The organism is Serratia sp. 3ACOL1 (assembly GCF_003668775.1).
Lineage (GTDB): Bacteria > Pseudomonadota > Gammaproteobacteria > Enterobacterales > Enterobacteriaceae > Chania > Chania fonticola.
Genome location: NZ_CP033055.1, coordinates 1,586,514 through 1,611,656, shown reverse-complemented (window position 1 = coordinate 1,611,656; position 25,143 = coordinate 1,586,514). Strand labels below are relative to the sequence as shown.

Annotated in this window: 13 protein-coding genes and 2 pseudogenes; 10 read left to right on the top strand and 5 right to left on the bottom strand. The window is 49.1% G+C overall.

Annotated features, from left to right (window positions below; translation table 11 throughout):
• Positions 1-119: 119 nt before the first annotated feature.
• Complete coding sequence (locus D9980_RS07405; protein WP_121606908.1) at positions 120-716, top strand: histidine phosphatase family protein; 597 nt, start codon at positions 120-122, stop codon at positions 714-716.
• Positions 717-799: 83 nt separating this feature from the next.
• Here the strand turns inward: D9980_RS07405 and D9980_RS07400 are convergent, their stop codons facing one another.
• Positions 800-1,573, bottom strand: a complete 774-nt coding sequence (locus D9980_RS07400; protein WP_121606907.1) for a helix-turn-helix domain-containing protein — start codon at positions 1,571-1,573, stop codon at positions 800-802.
• A 112-nt stretch (positions 1,574-1,685) separates the two neighbouring features.
• Here D9980_RS07400 and D9980_RS07395 point away from each other — a divergent pair, with 112 nt between their 5' ends.
• Positions 1,686-2,444 (top strand): alpha/beta fold hydrolase, encoded by a 759-nt coding sequence (locus tag D9980_RS07395; RefSeq protein WP_121606906.1) that lies wholly within the window; start codon positions 1,686-1,688, stop codon positions 2,442-2,444.
• 749 nt (positions 2,445-3,193) lie between these two features.
• On the opposite strand, the gene D9980_RS07390 is transcribed toward D9980_RS07395, so the two are convergent.
• Entirely contained in the window at positions 3,194-4,099 is a 906-nt protein-coding gene (locus tag D9980_RS07390; protein ID WP_121606905.1) for a DMT family transporter, read from the bottom strand.
• A 177-nt stretch (positions 4,100-4,276) separates the two neighbouring features.
• On the opposite strand from D9980_RS07390, the gene D9980_RS07385 reads away from it, so the two are divergent.
• Both D9980_RS07385 and D9980_RS07380 read left to right on the top strand, forming a co-directional pair.
• A complete protein-coding gene (locus D9980_RS07385; protein ID WP_121606904.1) occupies positions 4,277-5,146 on the top strand; it encodes a helix-turn-helix domain-containing protein in 870 nt (289 codons plus the stop codon).
• Positions 5,147-5,164: 18 nt separating this feature from the next.
• Positions 5,165-5,602, top strand: coding sequence for a glyoxalase (locus D9980_RS07380; protein ID WP_121606903.1), 438 nt, complete (start codon positions 5,165-5,167; stop codon positions 5,600-5,602).
• Between the two features lie 76 nt (positions 5,603-5,678).
• Here D9980_RS07380 and D9980_RS07375 read toward each other — a convergent pair whose 3' ends face one another.
• A complete protein-coding gene (locus tag D9980_RS07375; RefSeq protein WP_121606902.1) occupies positions 5,679-15,734 on the bottom strand; it encodes a non-ribosomal peptide synthetase in 10,056 nt (3,351 codons plus the stop codon).
• Between the two features lie 705 nt (positions 15,735-16,439).
• Between D9980_RS07375 and D9980_RS26960 the strand changes: the two are divergent.
• A pseudogene (locus D9980_RS26960) lies at positions 16,440-16,633 on the top strand (Tn3 family transposase); the annotation flags it as partial.
• A gap of 154 nt (positions 16,634-16,787) precedes the next feature.
• Here D9980_RS26960 and D9980_RS07365 read toward each other — a convergent pair.
• The gene (locus tag D9980_RS07365; RefSeq protein WP_024487094.1) at positions 16,788-17,069 is read right to left on the bottom strand and encodes a YjcB family protein; all 282 of its coding nucleotides are present in this window, start codon (positions 17,067-17,069) and stop codon (positions 16,788-16,790) included.
• Between the two features lie 307 nt (positions 17,070-17,376).
• Here D9980_RS07365 and mrdA point away from each other — a divergent pair, with 307 nt between their 5' ends.
• The 4 genes from mrdA (at position 17,377) to D9980_RS07345 (ending at position 22,875) form a co-directional block, all read left to right on the top strand.
• Positions 17,377-19,302 carry a penicillin-binding protein 2 gene (gene mrdA / locus D9980_RS07360; RefSeq protein WP_121606901.1) on the top strand — a complete coding sequence of 642 codons (1,926 nt, stop codon included), beginning with the start codon at positions 17,377-17,379 and terminating at the stop codon, positions 19,300-19,302.
• Positions 19,303-20,149: 847 nt separating this feature from the next.
• A complete protein-coding gene (locus D9980_RS07355; RefSeq protein ID WP_121606900.1) occupies positions 20,150-21,433 on the top strand; it encodes an MFS transporter in 1,284 nt (427 codons plus the stop codon).
• Between the two features lie 51 nt (positions 21,434-21,484).
• On the top strand, positions 21,485-22,114 hold the full coding sequence (locus D9980_RS07350) for a hypothetical protein (RefSeq protein WP_121606899.1): 630 nt from the start codon (positions 21,485-21,487) through the stop codon (positions 22,112-22,114).
• A gap of 56 nt (positions 22,115-22,170) precedes the next feature.
• Positions 22,171-22,875: a hypothetical protein gene (locus D9980_RS07345; protein WP_121606898.1), complete on the top strand. Its 705-nt coding sequence runs from the start codon at positions 22,171-22,173 to the stop codon at positions 22,873-22,875.
• A gap of 94 nt (positions 22,876-22,969) precedes the next feature.
• Here the strand turns inward: D9980_RS07345 and D9980_RS26955 are convergent.
• A pseudogene (locus D9980_RS26955) lies at positions 22,970-23,250 on the bottom strand (Presumed portal vertex protein); the annotation flags it as partial.
• Between the two features lie 173 nt (positions 23,251-23,423).
• On the opposite strand from D9980_RS26955, the gene D9980_RS07335 reads away from it, so the two are divergent.
• Positions 23,424-25,142, top strand: coding sequence for a penicillin-binding transpeptidase domain-containing protein (locus tag D9980_RS07335; protein ID WP_121606897.1), 1,719 nt, complete (start codon positions 23,424-23,426; stop codon positions 25,140-25,142).
• Position 25,143 lies beyond the last annotated feature (1 nt).

Genomic DNA, 25,143 nt, shown 5'->3' with positions numbered 1-25,143 from the left:
GTATTGCTGGGGAGCTTCAATGATAAGGTAGCGAAATAGGCATACCCCTATGCAAAAAATTCACTAATCGTGACAGTGTTCTGTCAGGGACTTAAGGGCAAATTGTGGTGAGAAGAACGATGAAGCAGGCGTTTAAAAACGGCGTATTGGCGTTACTGTTGTCCTGCGTGGCAGGGCCCGCCTGGAGTGAGCAAACCCTGGTTTTCGTTCGCCACGGCGAGAAGCCAGACAACAATAGTGGTCAGTTGACCTGCAAAGGCTTTAACCGCGCCTTGGCACTGCCGGAGGTCTTGATCTCCCGCTTCGGTAAGCCGGAGGCCATTTATGCCGCTGGCCCCAAGAAAAATAAGCTGGGCAGCTCCATGCGGGCATTGACCACCATCACCCCAACGGCCATTCGGCTTTCGCTGCCGGTGAATATTCAGTATCACGCCGATGACATCGCTGATTTGCAGACGGCTCTGCTGGACGATCGTTTCCGCAATGCCGTGGTGTATGTTTCTTGGGAACATCACAACCTGGTGCAGGTGGTAAAAAATATTATCACCGCCGAAGGGGGCGATCCCCAACTGGCGGCCAAATGGCCGGGGAGTGATTTTGACGGTATCTATGTTCTGACGATTGACCATGATGCTCCCGTAAACAAGATCCGCTTCGAACGTCAAACCGAAGGGCTTAACGACGTCGCGGATACTTGCCCAAGCGGAATGAAGTGACAATATCAGTGCAGAAATTCAGTCACTAGGGGCACGGTACGGTGCTCCTATCCATTCAGCAATATTACCCCTTTGATTTTTCGCTATTTCTCAAGGTATAGGCTGGGTGGCACGCCAAGTACCCGACGGAATAGTGCAGTGAAGGCACTTGAACTCCCATAGCCAAGGTCCAGCGCAACGCGAGTAACCGATTCCCCATTGTTGAGGCGGGTGATAGCCGCCAGCAAACAGGCTTGTTGGCGCCACTCGCTAAAGCTCACCCCAGTTTGAGCTCGGAACACTCTGGTGAAAGTGCGCCGACTCATGCCTGCTTCAGCAGCCATTTTGTTGATATCGATAGAAAGCGAGGGATTTTCAATCAGTTGACGGCACAGTCTGGCTAAACGAGGCTCGTCGGGCAACGGAGTATTTAGCAACAGCGACGGCATAGTGGTAATTTCATCAAGCAACAGAGACATAATCTTGCCTTCTCTATTATTCAGGTCATAGAGCGCTGGCAAATCCACTGCCTGTACCAACAGGTTCTGTAGCAGGGGGGACACTCCAATGACCCGACAGTCATCGGGTAGTCCTGCGGCGCGGGCAGCGTCCGGGGTAAAAAATGCGTTCAACATGGTGACAGGGCCACGCATATGCATCTCATGGTCGATGCCAGCAGGTATCCAGCATGCCCGCTGTGGTGGAACAACCAAGTTTTCACGCGCCGTGAACACGCTGATCGTCCCGGAGGCTGCATAGGCAAACTGGCTGCGACGATGTGTATGGGAGGGAAAAGTCGAAGACGCCGGGTAGTCATTTGCGGTGACTACGGCAATTCGTGGGATGTCTTCGTAGGGGTCGAGTAACGTATTACGCATGGCCCAAACTCTATAATAATTGACTCAATATTGAAAGCGAGCTGGTACTGCGGATCCTACAATGGCCACGGTAACGAAATCATCTGGCACATTCAGTTTATTAGGAGTCGATATGTCCAACACGTTTCACCGAGTAGGTAGTGGTCCGCATCCTGTCCTCGTTCTTCACGGGTGGTTTGGCGATTGCCATGCTTTCACGCCAATGGAGGACGCCCTTAGCCGCGACGAATTTACCTATATCTTTATGAACTACCGTGGATACGGGAGCATGAGCTCCGCAACTGGCACTTATAGCATGGATGAAATTGCGATGGATACCTTATCCCTTGCAGATGAGCTTGGATTCGACACGTTTAGCTTGATAGGCCACTCGATGGGCGGAATGGCAATTGAACGTGTAGCGACTCTGGCCCCTGAGCGCGTGCGTATGTTAATTCCTGTCGCACCGGTTCCTTGCTGCGGTGTGGCTTTCGACCCTGTAGGGCAAGCATTGTTTAATGGCGCAGCTGATAGCATCGAGAATAGAAGGGCCATCATCAATCGTAGTACTGGACAGCGCCTTTCACGATCGTGGATCGACTGGAAAGCTGAGTATTCCATGGAGCATTCGTCCAGAGCCGCTTTTGCCGCTTACTTGAATGCATGGAGTAACACCGATTTCAGCGCGGAGGTACAGGGTTTACCACACAGGGTTAAGGTGCTGATCGGGGAGTATGATCCGACATTCAATATGGATCTGATGCGTTCTACCTACCTTGCATGGTATCCAAGGGCTGAACTGGAAATACTTGAGAATGCAGGCCATTACCCAATGAATGAAGTACCGCTTGCCCTGGCAACGAGAATAGAGAGCTTCCTGCGACAGGCCTGAATTTTGAGCGCAGCTAAAAAGCCTTCGGGGATGACAAGGTTTTAGACCATGGCCATCGATTTATTTTTCTCTGCTTACTTTGATTGTTGCTAATAAAATTAGTATATCGCTTTAACGGTTTTCATTATAGGAATGATGAATAGGCATTTACTGTCGAATAAAAATAACTTGACCTTGATGAAATAATTTAGAATGATAGTCATTATCAACTTCCGGATGGTTATTCTGTGATGACATCATTTGAGAAATGAGTTGGTAGGTTATATCACAAACCTTAGCACCTTCAGGCATTTTTACAATGCCTGAACAATCTCTCTTATTTTTATGATTTATTGAAATCAATATTGTAATTTTAAAAAAAGTTCATTGCTTACATTTTAGGGGGGTTAATGAAAAACATTCTATTTGTCTTTTTTTGTGTTTTTCTTGGGGTGGCCATAGGTTCTATTGCGAGATGCTTTAACGCGTCTCCGTTATTTCAGTCCTTGGCTATTTCTACTGGCATAGCAATCGTGATGTTTATTTATTATCAAGTAACAGGAGTTTTTAAATGAAAGTCTTAAGCTTTGATGAAATTAATTTGGTTTCAGGTGCAGGAAATGTAAACTGGGAACTACGAATCCTACTGCAATGGGCTGTAATCTTTCGTGATAGGGTGCAATCATTGAGGTGGTTTACATCACACCTCAATGATTTTTGTGGATTATCTTAAGTGGGCAACGGTATCCCTACGCTTATCTTTAATACCGTTACTGAACCCCACGTTTCCATCGATATAGATTGAACATCCCCGGCTTGGAAAACATCACCAGGTTGCCCAGCAGGATCAGGCACAGGCCAATCACCGCATTCAGATGCCACTGGTAACCCTCATACAGAGTGGAGATCGTCAGCGCCACCAACGGGAACAGCAAGGTGCTATAGGCGGCGGCCCCTGAGCCGATGCGGCCTAACAGGGTGAAATAGGCGGCAAAGGCGATCACTGAGCCAAAGATCGCCAGATAGAACAACGATCCCAGATAGCGAGTGGTGAATTCGAGCTGCAATGAAGCGCCCTGTGCCAGTGCGATGGCAAACATCAGCAGTGCGCCGTAGCTCATGGCGTAGGTATTGGTGGAAAGCATATCCAGCCCACGGCGTTGGTGGCGAGTGCTGAGCATATTCCCCAGAGAAAAACCGTAGGTACCCAGAGCGCTCAACCCGATCCCTTTAAGCAATTCTGGCGCCATCTGGGTCGCCATCAGATCCTGCCAAAACAGCGCCACGATGCCGGTCATGCCTAACAGTGCCGCAGGCAGCAGATTCGGGCTAGGGCGTTGGCGGAAGAAAATCATGCTGTTAACCGCGTTGAACAACACCGCCATCGAGAAAATCACCGATTCCAGCCCGCTGCTGATATAGGCCGCCGCCAGGTAGAAACAGTAAAAGTTAAAGCCAAACACACAGCAGCCCTGCAACATGCAGAACAGGTGGTCCCGCAGGCTAATGGCCCGCAGACGGCGTAGCGCCAGCATGGCCAGCCACATCACGGCGGCAGCCAGCAGGAAGCGGTAACCGATCGAAACGGGGATCGCTACCGTGCCTTGTTGCAGGGTAATCGCAATCCAGGTGGTGCCCCAAATCAGCACCACGGCAAGATACAACAGCGTATTCATAAATTCTCCTGTGAATGATGACGGGAGTATTCATCTTTTAGCGCCGTAACGCTTTCAGCCTTTTGCGGCCAATTGCATATTCTTGCGCTTTTTTGTTAAAAGCGCCCGGTGACAACTGGTATCCCGCGCCATCACTCTTTAAACTGAAACGGCTTGGATCACAGGAATAGGGCAGCTATGGCATACCTGGCATTTGAAACACTGCACCAACATAAAGCCCGGTTGCACAACAGCGTGCAACTGGGCTCTGGCGTGCAACTGGCGGCCTGGTCCAACTGCAACGACCGTATCACCCAGGAAAGTGCCGATCACCACACTCTCAGCCTGTACGTGGCGGATGGTTATGAGTGCTATCAGAAGGTGCCAGGGGGGTGGCAGAACGGCGGCGGCCCGGATCGCTTTTGCATCATGCCGCGTCATTACGAATCCACCTGGGATGTCCGCAGCAATCTCTCCTTTGTTCATCTGTATTGTACCGACCAGCATTTGCGCCATTTGGTGGAGCAGACTTGGGATCGCAGCCCGGCGTCCATCAACATAGAGCCGCTGTCGTTTGCGGAAGATCCGCAGATCACGTTGCTGTATCGCCAGTTTTTACTTAATCACAATTGGCAAGACAGCGCCAACCAGCTGGCACTGAGCAGCGCCTCCACGCTGTTGATGTCGCATATGCTTCAGCGTTACACCCAGTTGCAATGGCGGCTGCCTAGCGTGCGTGGTGGGTTGGCACCGGCCGTGCTGAAGCGGGTGCAGGAGTTTATCTATCACCATCTCGATCAACCATTGGTGCTGGCAGACTTGGCTGCTCAGGCGGAATTGAGTGAGTTTCATTTTGCCCGCATGTTTAAACACAGCACCGGGCAGGCACCGCATCAGTACGTGATGCAGGTGCGTTTACAACAGGCGGAGAAATTACTGCGCAACACGCTGATGCCGCTAACCCAGATTGCGCTGGATTGCGGCTTTAGCTCGGCCAGCCATTTCAGCCACCGTTTCAAGGCATTCTATGGCCATACGCCGATATGGCTGCGGCAGCAAAGCCGTTAATTCCTGAGGAGAAAGGATATGGAACAACCATTTTGTGGTGTTGAGGTACTTTTTGTCGCGGGTTTTGGCCCGATCACCCAAAACACCAGCCAAAGTGCCGCGTTTTATCAGCAAGCGCTGGGGTTGCCGCTAAAGCCAATGGAAGGGAATGAGGACTATCTGCTGACCGAGCACGATGCCTTGAACGGCGTGAAGCACTTTGCGCTGTGGCCTTTGGCGCAGGCTGCCCAATCCTGCTTTGGTCAGGATCAATGGCCACAAGATTTACCGGTGCCGCAGGCGTGGATGGAATTTGACGTGGCAGATATGGCGAAGGCCACCCAAACGCTGCTGGATCAGGGCTATCAACTGCTGGTAGCCAATCGTCTGGAGCCGTGGGGTCAGAGCGTCACCCGTCTGCTAAGCCCGGAAGGTTTGCTGGTCGGCGTGACTTTAACGCCCTGGATGCGGGCATAACACCGAACAACCAGGCAACTTATTGTTATATAGAGAATCAAGGGCAGCGGATTTCCTCCGCTGCCCTTGGCTATATTTAACCTCGAGAAGAGCCGATCACTTTACGGATGTCATCACCACATTCCAGAATATTATGATGATGGCAGCCCAGCGGGATCACCTTCAGATGTTCGCAGGCTGCTTTCAGACCGTTGTCAGGGACGGCAATCAACGGCTTCATCGCTTCCTCCGGTAAAGCAGGGTTTGCCAACATCGCTTTAAACAGCGTGACCTGGGTAGTTTGCAGTTTGCGGCTGAGTTTCGCGCATGAAAGCTGATCCTCTACTTCTGCCACCGCCAGAGCACGCTCGGCGGCCTCTCCGGTAATCCCCATCGCGGGCAGCAGAGTGGCAAGCGAAACTTCCTTCGCCGTCTGCTGATAAAAACTATCAAGCAGATAGAGCGACACATCCTCAATACCACGAGCTTCCAATCTGGCCGCAATTTCCAGAGCGATGAGTCCTCCCAACGACCACCCCAATATCTGTATCGGCCCCGCAAGTAAGCCGTTTGCGATCATTTCCTCCAGATAAAGATCGGCCAATACTGTCAGAGACGAAATAACCGGGCGGTGATAAAGATTATAATTATCAACGCCAAAGCTATTCATTCGATCCTGCAAATGTTGTGCGAAGGGATGGAATACTTCTGCACCAACCAGAGCAGGGTGGATCATCCACAAAGCAGGCAGGCCACTAACCGTCGACGTTAGAGGTGTCACCAAACTTACCTTATGAGCGGCAAGAAGGTTTTTCAGCGTACGGCACTGAAACAGCCTGACAACAGGTATGGTCGTTTTCAGCAATTCAGACAGTTTTATGCATACCGAGATCGCGATAATCGACGTTCCCCCCAAACTGAAGAAGTCGTCTGTCATGCCTACCCGATCGCGTTTCAGGGACTTTTGCCACAACGAGCAAAGCTGTTGTTCGAGTTCATTACCCGGAGCAACATAGCCGCTCTGTTCACTTTTCTGCGGAGCAGGCAGCGCTTTGCGATCCAGCTTACCGCTTGAGTTATACGGTAGAGCCTCTAGTGCGATTAACGCCGTCGGGATCATATAAAGTGGCAAACGCTGGCTGAGGAACTCCAGCAGTTCAGCTTCAATAAGCGGTTCATCACAAACGTAGTAGAGGGCTAATCGCTCCTGATCATGATCTTTCCATACGATCGCGCAGCACGATTTGATGAGGCCAAACGCCAGAGCACTATTCTCAACTTCCCCCAGTTCTATGCGATAACCATTAATCTTGACTTGAAAATCCATACGCCCCATAAATTCAAGATTTCCATCTGGCAGGTAGCGTCCGGCATCTCCGGTGCGATACAGCTTCTCGCCCAGTTCAGGATGGTAGATAAATCTCTCCTGGGTAATCGATTCATTGCGGAAATAGCCTCGAGCAACCCCCGCACCACCAATATACTGCTCACCCGGCAGGCAGGGTGGAAGCACGCGCATGTGACGATCCAGCACGTAAAAACGCTGATGTTCCATAGCCTTACCGTAGGGTACGCTGGGGCTAAGAATGGGTGTATCCGGAATATCATAGAGGATCGACCAGATAGAGCTTTCCGTTGCACCACCGGCACTGACCACTCGACAATCACTGCTCCATTGCCGGATACGTGTCGGTAGCTGTTTGGATATGACTTCCCCAACCAGCACTGCGGTACGCAACATCGGCCAGCCTTTCTCCCCAACCTGCTCGGACTCCAGATATTCAACCAGTAATGTCATCACCGAAGGTGCAGAGTTCCAGAACGTCACCCCATGATTAACCATCAATTGGTGCCAGGAATCGGGGCGATAACGTTCTGACTCCGACGGCATCACCATGGTCCCGCCTACCGATAGAATGCCAAAAATATCGAACACCGAGATATCAAAACTCAGCGCACTGAGCGCCAACCCACGATCTCGCCGGTCAAGGCCAAGTTGGCGGACGGTATCGATGATGCTGTTTACCGCACCACGATGTTCAATAGCTACCCCTTTAGGAATGCCGGTCGAGCCCGAAGTAAAGATGACATAGGCCAGCTCATGAGGCGCGGAGAATACCGGCTCCCCTGGCTGTGCCGGGGGCAACTCTGCCACCACGCCATGGATATCAATCAGCAATAGCCTTGCCTGCTCGACGTTGTGCCAGGGCTCGCTGCTGAGGATCACTCGGGTTTGTGATTGAGCGATAATCTCCAGCCGTCTACGCTCTGGCCAGGAACCATCTAGCGGCAGGTAAGCCTTACCTGCCATGACGATCGCCAGCACCGCGATAATCTGTGCTCTTCCTTTGTCGACCATCACCGCAATGGTTTCGGTATTCATATCCATGTTCTGACGTAGCTGTAACGACAGAGTCAATGCGGCCTGATAGAGCTCGCCATAACTCAGCTCTCCCAAGCTGTCGATAATTGCTACTGCCTGGGATTGCTGCAGTGCTTGCTGGATAAAATCATGATGGATCGCACGTTCAAAATCATAAGCTGGCGAACAGCCTTGCCAGGCTTCACGCTGGTGGGTTACCTCTGTTGTGGAGACCAGCGCCAGTTGATTAATTCGCAGGTTACTCTGCCCAACGATCTGTTCAAGGATCGTCAAATAATACTGTGACAGGCAGGCCATAGTTTCCGGTGAAAACAGTGCCGTGGCGTAGTTGAATACGGCCTGGGTACATTCGCCATCTTTTTGAATACTCAGTGTCAGATCAAACTTGGCCGCTTGATACTGTTCCATCAGGTTTTGTGGTATCAGCCAATCTAGCTGCTGCGGATTTTGCGTGGGATCCTCCAGCACAAATAGCACCTGGAATAACGGATGACGAGAGAGGTCGCGCTGCACCTGGAGTATATCAATCAGCTGTTCCAGCGGCAGGCTTTGGTATTTCTGTGCTTCCAGTGAAATGTTAAAGACTTCATGCACATAGTCAGACAACAGCATGCTGTCATCGATTTGTGTACGTAACGGTAGCGTGTTGACAAAGAAGCCGATCACCGAGCGGGTCTCCGCCGTTGGTCGGTTGGCAACCGGTGTCCCCACCAGGATATCCTGCTGACCACTAAAGCAACTTAGCAATAGATTGAATGCCGACAGGAAAAGGGCAAAAGGAGTCACCCCTTTATGCTGCACAAAGCGTTCCACCTGCGCTGCCAGGGTAGCGGGCAATATAACGCGGTGATTGGCGCCTCGATGATCGAACAGAGTGGGGCGCACATAATCAAGCGGCATTTCCAGCACTTGCCAATCCTGAAGTTGCTGTAGCCAGAAAGTTTTCAACCGCTCGACCTTTTCAGATCCCAGATACGTCTGCTGCCAGCAGGCATAATCACCATACTGCAAGGTCATTTCAGGCAACGCCAGTTGCCGCCCGGTTAGATAGGCCTCATACAAGGTCCGCAATTCTTGCAGGAACAGGTTCTGTGACCAGCCATCGAAAGCCAGGTGATGCACCACAATCAGGCTGTAACGCTCTGTGGAGTTATCTTGCCGGTGGACCTGATAAATGCTGGCCCTAATCGGAATTTCTTCCTCAAGCCGGAATGGCCGGTCGATATCTTGCAGCAACTGTCGCTGCCAATTGTCCTCATTCAATGTCAAACATGCCACCTGGAGTTCATCATCCGATAACTGTGAGGCGGCCGTTAAAGCCTGTTGCTGGCAAATAGTGCTACGCAATACGTGATGACGGGCAACGATAGTCTGTAGACTCTGACAGTATGCCATCTGGTCAATCGCTTCACTGAGGCGGAACAACATCGGTATGTGGTAAAGGTTACTGCCGCCATTCATATTTTCGATAAACCAGAGTTGCATCTGTGAGGAGGATAACGGATAGGTATCACGGTGCAATGCAGGTATGGACAGGGGTTTTTCCTGATCAGGCTTGTTATTCAGGTATTGGCAAAGCTCCCTGATCGTCGGATGTTGTCCCAATTCGCTCAGGGTGACATCACGTTGCAGTCGGCGACTGATTTGATAACAGGCCTGGATCGCCAGGATCGAGTTTCCTCCCAGCGAGAAAAAGTTATCTTCTACGCTGACACGTTGGAGATTTAACAACCCGCTCCAAACCTCGCAGCACTCACTTTCCCAACCACTTTCAGCCGAGACAAAATCGCGTTGCTCATACTGCGGTTCTGGTAACGCCTTCCTGGCAATTTTACCGTTCTCCGTCAGCGGCATACTATCGAGCTGAACAAACGCTTTGGGCATCATGTATGGTGGCAACTGGCTGCGCAGGTATTGGCGCAATGCAGAGACGTCCACCGGCTCGCTGGCAACCCAATAAACAGCCAGATAGGGTTGAGGGTGCTTGAGCAGTATCACGCAGCAGGCCGTCAGAGTTGGATATGACAATGCAATATTTTCAATTTCACCCAACTCGATGCGGTAACCGTTGATTTTGACCTGTTGATCAATTCGCCCCATAAATTCAATATTTCCGTCACTCAGGAAACGGCCAGCATCACCTGTGCGATAAACCCGTTCCTGCAATTGCTCGTGCCAGAAGAAACTATTTGCGGTTCTCTCTTTATCGCCGTAATAACCGCGCGCCAACCCTTCACCCGCGATGTAGATTTCGCCTTTCACCCCCTCAGAAACTGGGCGTAACCAGGTATCCAAAATATAGAAACGCTGATGTGGCAGCGGCTTGCCATAAGGGATACTGACTGAAAGCACTGGCTCATGCGGCACTTCATAAAGGATCGAGAAAATAGCAGATTCTGTGGCGCCACCTGCACTGCAGAATCGACTGTTCGGCGCCCATTGGCGGCAACGCTCTGGTAGCGAGGTAGCAATCCAATCTCCTCCGACCATCACGGCACGTAATGCTGGCACGGGTCCAGAGACCACACCGATATTGTTGACGTAGTCCAACAACAGCTCCATCAACGCCGGAGCGCTAAGCCAAAGGGTAACGCGATGGGTGATTATCAACCGGTACCAGGCTTCTGGATTGCTTCGATCGCACTCGGTGGGCATAACGACCGCGCCACCTGCTGAAAGCACACTAAAAATGTCATAAATGGCGAGGTCAAAACTCAGCACGCTAAGCGCGATACTGCGATCGTTTCTATCAACGGAAAAGTAACGATTCGTCCCTTCAATCATGTTGACGACGCTGCGGTGTTCGATCGCTACCCCCTTCGGCATGCCAGTGGAACCAGAGGTGAAGATGATATAGGCCAGACTATCCGCATCCACATCAACCGGGGATAAAAGCTGTTCAGGCTTAGGTAGCCTTGGTGCCAAGCCAGCGCTATCGAGCGCTACAACGTTAATCTCTGGCGTTTCCCAGGCTTCATTGCTCAGCAGGGTATTGATGCCCGCCTGTGCCATCACGCCCAGGCGTCGTTGCCGTGGCCAGCTTTTATCCATGGGTAAAAAGGCTTTACCACACATCAGAGCCGCCAAAATAGCAATAGGCTGCTGACGCCCCTTGTCCGCCAGTATACCGATGGCTCCCCCCTGTATTTCCCCTTGCAGACGCAATTGGGTCGCGAGAGTTAGCGCTGTAAGGTACAGCTCACCGTAGGTCATTTCCCCCCATTGATCGATGACGGCTACGGCATGCGGATGTTGCCTGGCATTCAGCATAAAGTCATGATGCAACGTACGCTCGAATGAATACTCAAACTGCTGTTCAAGGCGGGAAGAGATTAGCTGCTGTCTATCTACTTGATAGGAAAGACTGATGTCTTTTAGTTGATGATGACGTTTTTCCACCATCTGCTGCAGAATAGAAACAAAGTAGTTGGCCAGTTGACTGGTTGATGATTTTTTAAACAATGCGGTGGCAAAGTTGAATCGTGCGCACATCTGATTTTCACTTGGCATCAGGGTCAGTGTTAAATCAAATTTAGCCGTTTGCTCATAGCCGCTCAGATCCACCACGCAGAAACAGGACGAGTCATCAGTGCTCTTGACGCCTTCCTCCAGCGCAAACATCACCTGAAACAGCGGATGGCGCGAAAAATCACGTTGCAGTGCCAGACTGTCAACCAGTTGTTCCAGCGAGAGACTCTGATGCAGCTGTACTTGCAACGTGTTGGTGGCTACCTGCTGGATAAATGCAGAGACCGAAATCTCGTTATCCACACGATTGCGCAGCGGTAAGGTGTTAACAAAGAAACCGATCAAATCTTCCAGTTCAGGCTGGCCACGATTCGCCAGAGGCGTCCCAACCATGACATCATCCTGGCCGGTGAAACGAGCCAACAGCAATGTGAATGCGCTCAACATGACGGCATGCAAACTGACTCCCTCTTCGCGGGCCAGCAGGCCGAGTGATGCAACCAAGTGTGCTGGCAGCATGACATCGCAGTTATCTCCACGGGTATCAAACGTGGCAGGGCGGACATAGTCGGGTGGAATGTCCAATTGCTGACAATCCGCTAATGCCTGGTGCCAAAATGCCAAGTCATCCGCTTTGCCCGCTTCTTCTCCCTGTTGATGCTGCCAGAGGGCATAATCGATATACTGCAGGGCAAGTTCTGCCGGTTGCTGTTCTGTGCGCAGTAGGAAGTGAGTGTAAAACTCAGCAAGCTCCTTCATCAGCACATCCATCGACCAACCGTCAAAGGCGATGTGGTGGAATACCAACAGGCTTGCTGTGTGAGTTTTCCCCGTTTCATCCTGATACTGATAGATTGCGGCGCGCAGTGGAATTTCACATGTTAAATCAATAGGTTGATTTAATTCCTTTTGCAGGTAAAAAGAGAATTTATCAGCCGTCACAACGTGGATCGGTACGGGCAGTACCCGGTCAGTGACAATTTGACAGGCTTCCCCTCTCTGATCCTGTTGTATCAGGCTGCGCAATACCTGATGACGAGCCACTATCGCCTGCAGGCTTTTAATAAAGGCACCACAATCCACTTCGGCAGCGAGCTGCAGCAGGATCGGCGACAAGTAATGCGTGGCCCCCGTTGACAGTTGCTCCATAAACCACAGGCGGGACTGCTGGAAAGACAGCGGCGCGGTTTGGCATCCTGTCGCCAGGATCACGTTGTCGCACATGTCATGCTCTTGTTGAGCAATATAGTGGCTGAGCGCGGCGATCGTCGGGTGCTGGTTCAGTATCAGCGCTGAGACTTTGACACCAAGTTGCTTATTGATTTCATGGCAGAGTTTAATCGCCAAAATAGAGTTACCGCCCAAGCGGTAAAAGTGGTCATCTATGCCCGCATTGCTGTTTAGTAAGCCATTCACTAGAACTAATAATTGGCTCTCTAACGGATTGGTTGGTGCCCGGAAAGGCGTATTCTGCTCAATGAGCTTGGGCTCGGGTAATGCGCGATAATCTACCTTTTGACTTACCGTGAGCGGGATCGACGGTATCGCCATCATCGCGCCAGGTACCATATAATGTGGCAATTGAGCATCAAGCTGCTGGCCGATCTCTTTAGGCGTCAGGTCGCAGCCCGGAGCCAACACATACCAGGCCAAGAGTTGCGGTGATGGATGTTTACGCGCAACGACCACTGCTTCTGTTATGCCTGACAGATCGCGCATAACCGATTCGATTTCGCCCAACTCAATGCGATAACCGTGGATTTTCACCTGTTGATCTTTACGGCCACAGTATTCCAGGCTGCCATCGGCTAATCGGCGCACCCGATCTCCAGTACGATAAACACGACCATATTCTGCAGAATGGTTAAACGGGTTATCAATAAACGCGCTGGCAGTCAGCTCAGGCTGCCCCAGATAACCGCGAGCCAGGCCAATACCTGAAAGATAAAGCTCTCCTTCCACGCCCAATGGCAACAGGTTGAAATGTTCATCCATCACGTAACACTGCATATTAGCGATCGCCTTGCCAATATTACGTGCACCATTGTTTCGATACAGGTTGATACTGGCGCTGACCGATGCCTCAGTAGGGCCATACAGATTGGAAACCCGTAAACCACTTGCCAGATAGTGATCAAGCACGTCCTGTGAAGTGGCTTCGCCGCCTACGCCCAGATAGTACAGCGAGGCTGGAAATACCGGCTTGGTACTGAGCAGTGCGGGAGGGAGGAAACAGAAGTTGATCTGCCATGCAGCCATTTGCTCGATAAGTGATGCCAGGTCCAGACGCTGATTTTCATTGGCGATACACAGACAGTGTCCATTACCTAGCGCTATAAAGACCTCGAACACGTGCGCATCAAAGGCTAATGAGGAAAATTGTAGACAGTTCAGAATATTACGATCGCCAGCAAGTATTCGCTGAGTATGACGCAGGATCATATTGGCGACACCACGGTGTTCACACAGCACCCCTTTGGGCCGCCCTGTGGTACCGGATGTATAAATCACATAAGCCAACTGCCGGTTATCAAGATCCGGCAACGCAATATTCTCAGCAAAAGGAGTCGGCTCTGGCCTATCAATCAGCAGACAGTGACTGTCGGGTGAATTTTGCAAAATGTTATCCTGCAGCGCTCCCTGAGTCAGTACTAACGGACTATTTACGTCCTGTAAAATATAGGCCAGTCGTTGCGCGGGGGCGTTAGGATCCAACGGAACATAGGCTGCCCCTGCCTTCATAATGGCCAGTATGGCAACCACGGCATCCATACCCCGGTGTAAATAGAGCGGGATCAGGGTATCGGCGGGCATTTCCTGACCGCAAATGCGCCGGTATTCCATACGTAGTTGCTGAGCCAATCGAGTACTGCGATGCTCAAGTTCACCATAGCTGATTTGTTCACTGTCATTTTTGAGAGCAATACGTTCCGGATAAATATTGGCGGTTTTCTCAAACCCGCTGAGCAATGTGTTTTGGGAGCCTGAAGGCGGAACGTCATGACTGTTGAATCGATCCCACAGGCTTAGTTCTTGCTGGGGTGTCAGATGTGAGAAGGTAGAAATTGGTCGCTTGGGTTCATTCAATGTTGAGCGTAACAAATAAAGATATTGTTCCGCCATTTCATGCATTTGAGTTTCATCGAACAAATCTGGTCTATATCTCAGCCTGAAATCAAATGTCTTCTCTGATTGCTGATACTCCAGCAACAGCTCAGAACCCGCCAAGTCAATATTAAAACGGTGATTGACACTCATCCGGCAGCCTTTGAAGTTTAGCGGTGAGTCTTTGAGGTAGGCTTGAGTAAAATTAACGTTTAACTGCTTGATCTGGCTCTGAGTTAATATCTCGTCGATGGGCAGCTTAGTGTGTCGCAACTTCCCTGAAGCTTTAAGCGCTTTGGTGTAGTCAAGAGTAGCCAGATACTGGCTGGCAAAAGTGTCCTGTGGTGACAGCCGGAGTGGGAAGACGGCTGTGTTTACCTGGGCACCATAATAGAGTTCATCTCCTCCTTCAGCAGCAACGGGATAACCAATATATACCCTTTTCTGTTCAGACTGACGGGCAATTAATAGTGCCCATAACGTCTTGAAAATCAAGAATGGATTTGCATGCTTCACCCCGGCTTTCAGATTATTCCATTCGTCAAGCGGCAAGCTGAATCTTACTTCACCTGATGTACAAGATGTATTTGATTGACCATGAATGTAGGGTAGGTCGATACGAGGAGGGCAGTCCGCCAATAACTCTCTCCAAAAAGACGGAGAGTTGAGCTCATGTTTCAATCGTGATACATCAGTTGCATACTGTTGATAGAGTTGTTGCAGGTGTATCGGGGTATGGGCATTTGGCGATACCAGCGGCCCTTGATTATAGTAGCGGGATAAAGTGTCGTAAAACTCTTGACCAGATAAGCCGTCGATCAGTATATGGTGTAGTATACCGATGAAATTGTAGCGCTGTGAGCCCAGTTCAATTAAATAAAAACGACAAAGAGGCCCTTCCATGAGGTTAAAAGGAGTGTTGACCAAAGTGGCTATATCGCATGAGGCATCATGTATTTCAAGCGTTATTTCCTTTTCATACTTGACCCACTGAAGTTGCTCATTTTTATCACTTAAAACATGCTGAAATAAAACGTTGTCGCGTACCAGTCCTTCTACAGCAGATCGCAACCTGTTAATATCAAGCGGCCCTTCAATTGACTGATCCACTACTAGATTGTACTCAGATGATTGAGGCTTAAGAACATACTCATTCCAGAACATTCTGGTATACGGCGAGATCAAAATCAACTCCATTGGTTCCTTCCTCTTTTTGAAGTCAATACTTACATGTAGGTATTGGTAAACACTAAGCCAAGAAAATATTCATTGTGCATAAAATGCAAATGCGACCCCGGCATTTAATTAAAAATGGTTAGGTGACTGACAGTTCGGCCTAATATTCCCCCTATAAATAAAAGAAAAAATCACGTTCCTGGATAATAAATAACCGGAGGCATTCATTGAATTAAGTTGAATCGTATGCCTATTTAAATCAGATGAATAGGCAGCGTCATTCCTAATGAGGTAATATTAACCTTTCTTATCATTTCTCTTGATGTTTTTAGTTTAAAACTTTAGCAATACAAATGCAAACATCAATCATGGTGGTTAATAGAGGGTTTTAAAATAATTTACCATTGATTTTATTGTATAATTTTAATGTCAACAGTTACTTTGAGTGTTGATCGATGAATTTTATTGTGATGATGCTTTGTGACTCTACAATTTTAAATATAGTAAATGAAGGTTACCAATTGTCTTTTCTAATGTTTATTGTATGCGCATTCATCATGTGAATATTTATTAGAATATTCTCGGGTATAATTCTTAAGTTTTTTCCTAAGCCATGGTGATGATTACTCATGGAGAGAGCATTCATTTTCAATGAAAGTATCGATGACTTTTCATGAAAATTAATGGGGTGTGAGAAGAAAGTTGTCTCACGAGATAAAAGATTAATCTTACCGCAGCAGCGGACGTACGTTGATTACCGCAGCGATCACATTGTGGAGTACAGTATATATAGAAAATCCATTAGCCTGCTGAAGCGAAAAGGTATTCATCTCAATAAGTCATTGCCAGCAAGCCTGTCGCCGTTGGTGATATTAATTGGAGGGGGCTATATCTGGAGAAACAACAACAAGCTGGCATAAGGGAAATATCGACCTCAATGGCGAGTTGATGTCATTCAGTACAAAAAATATCGTAACGTACAATATTTTCCATTTACCAATGGAGCTTATAAAGGACGAGTGTGCCGAAATGTAGGGGGCGCAGTATACTGCGCCATCTAGACAGGAAATACGGTTATGGCAGGGGGAAGGCGGTCGGGTTTTGGCTCATGACATCGATGAAAACGTCCTTGAATGACGCCCAGAACTGCATAATGCCAGCCAGGTTGAAGGACATGCCCATCAGCCCCATCACAAACCAGCAGCTAGTGAACAGCCCCAGGCTGCTGAACACAAACGCCATGCCGTTACGGCTGGCCTTACGGCACACCACATTCAGTTGGCTGGCCAGAAACATCATCACTGCGCTCAGCAATTCCCAGCGCATCATAATAAAGCCAGTGGCTATGGTACTCATCGGAGGTGATCCTTTGCTACAAATGCCGCAGCCGGCTCCAGGTATCAGACCTTGGGGCAGAATGCGCATTGGATAGACGGTGGTTTAGGTTGTTAGTGTGATCTGCGTCACATTGTAGCATTGGAATAATTGGCGTCTCAATAGTCGTTATGGCCTGTCTGACAAATCACAGCAACATTCCAATATGTTGAAACATTTATGCCAAATCATTAGCAACCTTTTAATGTGGCGCCAGGGCTATTAACGCTATGCTTGCCGGCTTTTCGCACCCTTTTTAGCAATCAGTCAGGCAGGTAAGACCCCACGCATGGCCCAATTAAAAGATCCTTTCCGTGACCATCCCGCCGAAGAAACGTTGTTCATTCGCCGTGCCTGCGTGGCGATGGTGCTGGTCGTCGCCTGTTTTGGCTTGCTGGTTTTCAACCTGTATCAGTTGCAGATCAAACAGCATGCGTTTTACCAGACGCGCTCCAATCAAAACGACATCAAGATGCTGCCCATTGCCCCTCATCGTGGCCTGATCTTCGATCGCAACGGCATCCCGCTGGTGCGCAATATACAGCTGTATCAGATTGAAGTGACTCCCAGCAAGATTGCCGATATGGCAACGCTACTGCAAAACTTGACCCCCATTGTTGATCTGACGCCGGATGACATCGCCGCCTTCCGTGATGATATGCACCACAATAGTCGCTATAAGCCCGTTACCCTCAAGACCGGGCTTAGTGAAACCGAGGTGGCTCGTTTTGCGGTAAACCAGTATCGCTTTGACGGTGTGACCATCGAGACCTACCAGCAGCGGCAATATCCTTACGGGGCACAGTTGGCGCACGTGGTGGGGTATGTCTCGCGAATTAATGATAACGACGTCAAAAAGCTCGAGCAGCAGGGTCAGGCGCAAAACTATGCGGCCGACCACAATATTGGCAAACAGGGGTTGGAAGCCTATTACGAGAAACAGCTACACGGTACCACTGGTTATCAGGAAGTGGAGGTGGATAACCACGGGCGTATCGTTCGCCTGCTGAAGGAACAACCGCCCCAGGCGGGCAAAGATATCTATCTGACGCTCGATCTGCACCTGCAACAGTACATCGAAGGTTTGCTCAAAGGGCAACGGGCGGCGGCGGTGGTCGCCGATCCGCGCGACGGAGGCATTCTGGCGATGGTCTCCAGCCCTAGCTACGATCCCAACCCGTTCGTCAGAGGTATTGGCTATCAGGCCTACAAGTCGCTGCTCAGCAACCCGGATTTACCTCTGATTAACCGTGTGACGCAGGGGTTATACCCGCCTGCTTCAACGGTAAAACCTTATATGGCGGTATCGGCACTGTTTGCCGGTGTCATCACCCCAACCACTACTTTCTTTGGAGCACCCACCTGGACTTTGCCGGGAACGCAACGCCGCTATCGCGACTGGTTGAAAACCGGGCACGGCCTGCTGAACGTCACCAAGGCGATCGAGGAGTCGGCCGATACCTTCTTCTATCAGGTTGCCTATGAGATGGGGATCGACCGGATCCATCAGTGGCTCAGCCAGTTTGGCTATGGCAAGGCGACGGGGATCGATCTGAACGAGGAATATCGCGGCGTGCTGCCGAGCCGGGAATGGAAGCAGCGAGTACATAAAAAAGGCTGGTACCAAGGTGATACCATCTCGGTGGGTATTGGCCAGGGGTATTGGGTCGCTACGCCGATCCAGATGGTGAAAGCGCTGACCACGCTGATCAACAGCGGCAGGGTGAAAACGCCGCATCTGCTGTATTCGATGAAACAGGGCCGGGAAGTCGAACGCTACCAGCCACCAGAGCAGGCTGTGCAGATTGGCGAGCCCAAATCGCCATATTGGGGGATCGTACGCAACGGTATGTATGGCATGGCGAACCTGCCTAACGGCACCGGGTATAAGCTGTTCCATACCGCGCCCTACCAGATAGCGGCCAAATCGGGGACTTCACAGGTTTTCAGCCTGAAAGAAAACCAGACTTACAATGCCAAAATGATCCCGGTACGCCTGCGTGACCACATTTTCTACACCCTGTTTGCGCCGTATAAAAACCCGCGGGTGGCGATGGCGCTAATTCTGGAAAACGGCGGTGGGGATGGCGTAGTTGCAGGGCCGACGGCCAGGGCAATCCTGGACCACATTTTCGACCCGGCCAATGCGCCAGCGCCGGGGGATAATGACGGTAGCCAGACGTTGCAGGGAGACAGTGACGATGTGCAACATTAAAAGCGATTTTCTCACTACAATAATAAAATCAATAAGTTATTTATAACTGGTTGTTAAGGTGGCAAGGGGGGAGGGAATACGGGCTTTGCCTATCTATGCTGCCACATTGTCGCCACTTGGCATCCATATGACACCGGCAGAGGCGAACTACTACATCTGGGTAACGCATCAGGGTGATTGAGGAGGGACGCTATCAGCAGAATACTTACCTCATGGCTAGCTAGATTGGCCATGCATGCACTGAGTGCATGAATTTGCATGATGATCTGGTGTGATTTTTGCCCCCGAAGCCTCGGCCTGGCGCGGATCGCGCAACTGCATGAAAAGCGACACATGAAGCGGGCAGGCGAGGCGGGGATAGCATTGCGCCCAACGACTACAAATGAGGTTATGTCCATACGTCTAGTATCGAGCATAAGAAACAACTGTTAGTAGTAATTTGTATACAACAAACCTAAAAACGTATAGCCCATTTTGGGGAAAACGCCATTTACATTGACCTGTTTATATAAGATTAATCACTAAAATTAGCGTAAACATTCCTAATGATTAGTTCGCCTTAAAAAAATATCAATAAATATCAGTGTGATAAAAACCACTATCAGGCTAAAGTTTTCAAAATCACTAAAATTAAAAATTAAAATCCATTTATTGTTAGATTTTTGGTTTATTATTCTTTAGTTATTCTTATTTTACTTTTTTTTTAGAGGTAAATTTCATTTTCTATTGAGTGTTTAAAAAACTATTGAATTGTTTCGCTAATCATATAATCTCAAACCACAATAATTTTTAACATTTTCTTATCATTAACTAAACATTCACTTCTACATGTAGAACGTCAAAACTAATGAGCCAAACTAATATAAATGTATCTGAAAGCAAGAAAGAAACGGGGCTAATACACCACATAACACTTGTGATAGGTTTAGTGTGTGTAGGTATTGGACAAACTCTACTTTATACGATCCTTGGTCCTGCAAGTAGAGAAATTGGTCTAACAGAGTTTAATGTAGGTTTGATTGTAACGATTGCAGCTTTAGTCATAACTTTGTGCTCTGGTGTGTGGGGGAAGTTGATAGGAGCGTTTGGTAGCAGGAATTCATATTTAGCAGGAATGATTTTTTATACCATTGGAACATTACTTTTAGCGTTCGTGCTGAAATTTAGTTTAAATCATTATCTTAGTGTTGCTGGAGCATTTCTTTCCCTGCTAATAATAAGATGCATTACAGGTGCTCTAACTGCGGGGATTCATCCCTCGGCTATGACCTATATTGCAGAAAACACAAATCGGACCAATCGAGGTGCTGGAATGGCACTAATTGCTTCAGCATATGGCATTGGCTCTGTAGTTGGTCCACTATTAGGATCATCATTAGGTACATTTTCATTACTACTGCCAATTTATGTTGCAGCTGCAATTTCTTGTATTGGGACTGTTTTAGGCTTCATTGTCCTTGTGCCAAGTGAGTCTACACCTTCGATGATGAAAGAGAACAATACAAGCATTAAATTAACTGATGCAAGAGTACTGCCAATTTTCATTGGTGTAGCATGTATATACATTGCATTTTCCGCATTCCAACAAACAATATCATTTTACATACAAGATTTATTCTCTTTAGACCCAAAAGAAACAGTTGCTAAAACAGGGGTTACAGTATCAATAATGGCTATCGTTATGGTTATTGTTCAATTAGGATATATTCAGGTATTTAAACCATCTGTGAAGTCTCTTTTATTGCCTGGTTGTGTTTCATGCATTTTGGGTTTTAGCGGCATAATGTTTTCGAACAGCTCTATTGTTATAGTTAACATATCTGCCGGAATGCTAGGTATGGGATTTGGAATGATGATTCCATCAATACAGTCAGCAGCATCGTTGGCGGTAAATCATGACGAGCAAAGTGGCGTTGCTGGTTTCCTTTTCGGTGCATCCGCTTTTGGCTATGTTTTAGGTCCATCAGTAGGCACATTAATTTATAGTTTTTCTCATGATTTTCTGTTTGTTTTCGCTATTATCTCAATTGTTTTGTCAACGTATTTTACTGCAAAAGTTGTTTACCAAAAAAAACAAATAAAAGTATCAGGTGAATTCAATACCTTATGTACCTCAAGGTGTTGTCAGTAGGTGTGTTAATGCACTAGTTAATATCAATACTCATCATAAAGGACAGATCAAATGCAAACAAATCGCATTGTGAGTAGAGCAGCAGAAACCAAGCCAGCTCGTATGGCTGCGGAAACCAAGCCAGCCCGTATGGCAGCGGAAACCAAGCCAGCTCGCATGGCAGCGGAAACCAAGCCAGCCCGCATGGCAGCGGAAACCAAGCCAGCCCGCATGGCAGCGGAAACCAAGCCAGCTCGCATGGCAGCGGAAACCAAGCCAGCTCGCATGGCAGCGGAAACCAAGCCAGCTCGCATGGCAGCGGAAACCAAGCCAGCTCGCATGGCAGCGGAAACCAAGCCAGCTCGCATGGCAGCGGAAACCAAGCCAGCTCGCATGGCAGCGGAAACCAAGCCAGCCCGCATGGCAGCGGAAACCAAGCCAGCCCGCATGGCAGCGGAAACCAAGCCAGCCCGCATGGCAGCGGAAACCAAGCCAGCCCGCATGGCAGCGGAAACCAAGCCAGCCCGCATGGCAGCGGAAACCAAGCCAGCCCGCATGGCAGCGGAAACCAAGCCAGCCCGCATGGCAGCGGAAACCAAGCCAGCCCGCATGGCTGCGGAAACCAAGCCAGCCCGCATGGCAGCAGAAACCAAGCCAGCTCGTATGGTTTCCGAAGCTCGTTTTAATATGGCGTTTGCATAATCTATAAAACTATCACAAGGCTCTTAAACATCGAGGGCCTTTAATAAGGACTAATTATGTCAAAAAAAAGTGAATTCCTAACTAATGGCGTTACAAAACTGGCTTTTTCATTTGATGCCCTAGAGCCTATAAGGAAATTATATTTAGACATCATGCAAGACTCTTTGGAAGCTAAAGTGGATATTGGCATAAAAGCGCATGAGGATTATAGCGAAGAGTTTAATTCAGTTAGCATGAGATGGTATTTCGCCAAGTCGCCAGAGGCAATTAAAATTTTCCGTGATGTCCTTGATGGTTGTGAGCTAGCACTAAGTCGTGATATCATTGGAAATGATCGCGGCAATATGCGAGTGGTACAGGCTAATATTATTGAAACGGTTGGTAGTTATCCTACAGGAAGATGGCATTCTGATTTTTACCATGAAAAGTTAGGTGTTAATGAGAGCGGGACTCTTTTAACGCCTCTTTTCCCATTCCAACCATACTTTGGCGGTTTAGAAACAACATCAGCCCACCGTGATGACTATGATAATTATGATGAGCTTTCAATAGTACATCAATATAAAGAAGGTGAGGCTATTCTTTTTGATGGAACAGCAACAATACATAGAACGCAATCATATAAAGCATATCCAAACGATAAAAGAATTCTTGTATGTTGGCAATTTGGATGTACATATGAAGAATTACAACCTATTTTAACAACGATAGGTGAAAATAATGGGGATCCTATGTTCTTTCATGAGCATGAATATGTTTAATTGTCAATTAAGCCCCCGCGAATGCGGGGCTTAGCTATCCCCATGGTTAAGAAATTTTTTCCTCTAATGTTATTTATTCATTTGGCAACTCATCATCCGGTTCAATCAGATGAAACATGCTGCCTGCTGCGAATTGGTGCGCCTCCTTCCTGTCCTGCACAGACCAATAGGTAAATAGGTATCCGGTTCCACTCCCCGGCGGGTGTATTTAGCTGGTGAGCACTGTAGGCATATCGGTTCACCAAGTTGATTTTTACGTAGTTCTAGGAACGCATTGCCGAACACCAAGTAATTCAGCGCATAGCGGCTGAACTCCTGTTGGTTGAACAGGGGGGGCAGAATAAAGGTAGATGCCAGAATATTGCGCTTCACAAACTATCGCCATTGAGTCAAATGATGTTACCTAAGTGACTGTTTTTAATGGCTGTAAAATTAAAGCAACATTAAACGCGTTTGTTTTTACTTTCTTACAAACTGCAACCTTCTGGCAATCTGACTCAGGTTAGACTTAGCGGATAAATAATCAGTTTAAAAACGTAGGCTTAACAGTGGCTCCTCCAACCAAGAAAAACGGTAAAAACTACTCGACGGCGCGTTTTGGCTGGATTTGCGCAGGCATCTTGGTCTGCTTTTTTCTATTGATGTTCCGGGTCGGCTATTTACAGTTGCTGGAACACCAACAGTTGGCCGATCAGGCTGACCAGCGTTCTATTCGTACCCAGGTGGTGCCCACCAACCGAGCGATGATCACCGACCGTAACGATGCGGCGCTGGCGGTCAGCGTCTCTTCCAAAGATATCGTGTTGGATCCCAAACATATCCTCGATACCCAAACCGATACCAGCACCGAGCGCTGGCAGAGTTTGGCCAACGTGCTGAAGATGCCGCTTGCTGATGTTCAGCACCTGATCCAGGCCAACGCTCGTAAGCGCTTTGTCTATCTGGCACGCAAAGTGGAGGATGACAATGCGGCCTATATCAGCAAGCTGCACCTGACCGGCGTTAGCACCGAGCAGGACTTCAGCCGTTTCTATCCCATGGGGCAAGACGCCGCCGGGCTGATTGGCATTGTGGGGCAGGATAATCAGGGGTTGGAAGGGATTGAGCTGGGTTTCAATCCGTTGTTGCAGGGTAAAAACGGCCTGCGTGTCTATCAGAAGGACGGAAGCGGTGCGGTCATCGGCGTGATTAAAAGCGTTGACCCAGTGCCGCCACCGAACGTGACGTTAAGCATTGACAAATTTATTCAGTACGTGCTGTTTTCCCAGATCCGCGATGGGGTGATCGCCAACCAGGCCGACTCCGGCTGTGCGGTGCTGGTGAAGGTGAATACCGGTGAGATCCTCGGCATGGCCAGCTATCCCTCTTTCAACCCCAACAACTACGCCAATACGCCGGTGAAAGACATACATAATGTCTGCAGCAGCGACAGCTTTGAACCTGGCTCGACGGTTAAACCGGTGGTAGTGATGGTGGGATTGGATCACAAGCTGATCCGGCCAGATACCGTGCTGGATACTACGCCTTATACGGTGAACGGCCATCTGATCAAAGACGTGGGCCATTGGTCGAAACTGACCATTACCGGCGTGCTGCAAAAATCCAGCGATATTGCGGTTTCGCATATTGCGTTGGCGCTGCCTGCCACGGTGTTGCCTGCCGTTTATCGCAGTTTTGGCCTTGGGCGGCCAACCGATCTAGGAATTGGTAACGAAAGTAGTGGCTATCTTCCCGCTCACCGCGCGCGCTGGGCCGATATTGAACGAGCCACCTTCTCCTTTGGCTACGGTTTACGCGTCACGCCGCTGCAGATGGTGCGTGAATATGCCACCATCGGTTCATTCGGTGTTTATCGTCCGCTTTCCATCACTAAAGTCACTCCGCCGGTCATGGGGCAGCAAGTCATTTCCGCCGAGGTGGTAAAAACCGTGGTGCACATGATGGAGAGCGATGCGTTGCCTGGGGGGAGCGGCCTCAGTGCCGCAGTGCCTGGCTATCGTTTGGCGATCAAGACGGGTACTGCTGAGAAGATGGGGCCAAACGGCAAGTACGATGGTGGTTATATCAACTACACCGCAGGAGTGGCACCGGCCAGCGATCCGCAGGTGGCCCTGGTGGTGATGGTCAATAACCCCAAGGCAGGCAAACATTTTGGTGGCTCGGTGGCGGGGCCGGTATTTGGCAAGATTATGGCCCAGGTGCTGGAGCATATGAATATCTTGCCGGATGCCCAGCCGTTGAAGGTGGTGGCGGTAGCCAAGGGCTGAG

Excerpts from the sequence above, each read along its gene's own strand:
- D9980_RS07405 (WP_121606908.1), top strand. The coding sequence starts at position 120 with ATGAAGCAGGCGTTTAAAAACGGCGTATTGGCGTTACTGTTGTCCTGC.
- D9980_RS07400 (WP_121606907.1), bottom strand. The coding sequence starts at position 1,573 with ATGCGTAATACGTTACTCGACCCCTACGAAGACATCCCACGAATTGCC.
- D9980_RS07395 (WP_121606906.1), top strand. The coding sequence starts at position 1,686 with ATGTCCAACACGTTTCACCGAGTAGGTAGTGGTCCGCATCCTGTCCTC.
- D9980_RS07390 (WP_121606905.1), bottom strand. The coding sequence starts at position 4,099 with ATGAATACGCTGTTGTATCTTGCCGTGGTGCTGATTTGGGGCACCACC.
- D9980_RS07385 (WP_121606904.1), top strand. The coding sequence starts at position 4,277 with ATGGCATACCTGGCATTTGAAACACTGCACCAACATAAAGCCCGGTTG.
- D9980_RS07380 (WP_121606903.1), top strand. The coding sequence starts at position 5,165 with ATGGAACAACCATTTTGTGGTGTTGAGGTACTTTTTGTCGCGGGTTTT.
- D9980_RS07375 (WP_121606902.1), bottom strand. The coding sequence starts at position 15,734 with ATGGAGTTGATTTTGATCTCGCCGTATACCAGAATGTTCTGGAATGAG.
- D9980_RS07365 (WP_024487094.1), bottom strand. The coding sequence starts at position 17,069 with ATGAGTACCATAGCCACTGGCTTTATTATGATGCGCTGGGAATTGCTG.
- mrdA (WP_121606901.1), top strand. The coding sequence starts at position 17,377 with ATGGCCCAATTAAAAGATCCTTTCCGTGACCATCCCGCCGAAGAAACG.
- D9980_RS07355 (WP_121606900.1), top strand. The coding sequence starts at position 20,150 with ATGAGCCAAACTAATATAAATGTATCTGAAAGCAAGAAAGAAACGGGG.
- D9980_RS07350 (WP_121606899.1), top strand. The coding sequence starts at position 21,485 with ATGCAAACAAATCGCATTGTGAGTAGAGCAGCAGAAACCAAGCCAGCT.
- D9980_RS07345 (WP_121606898.1), top strand. The coding sequence starts at position 22,171 with ATGTCAAAAAAAAGTGAATTCCTAACTAATGGCGTTACAAAACTGGCT.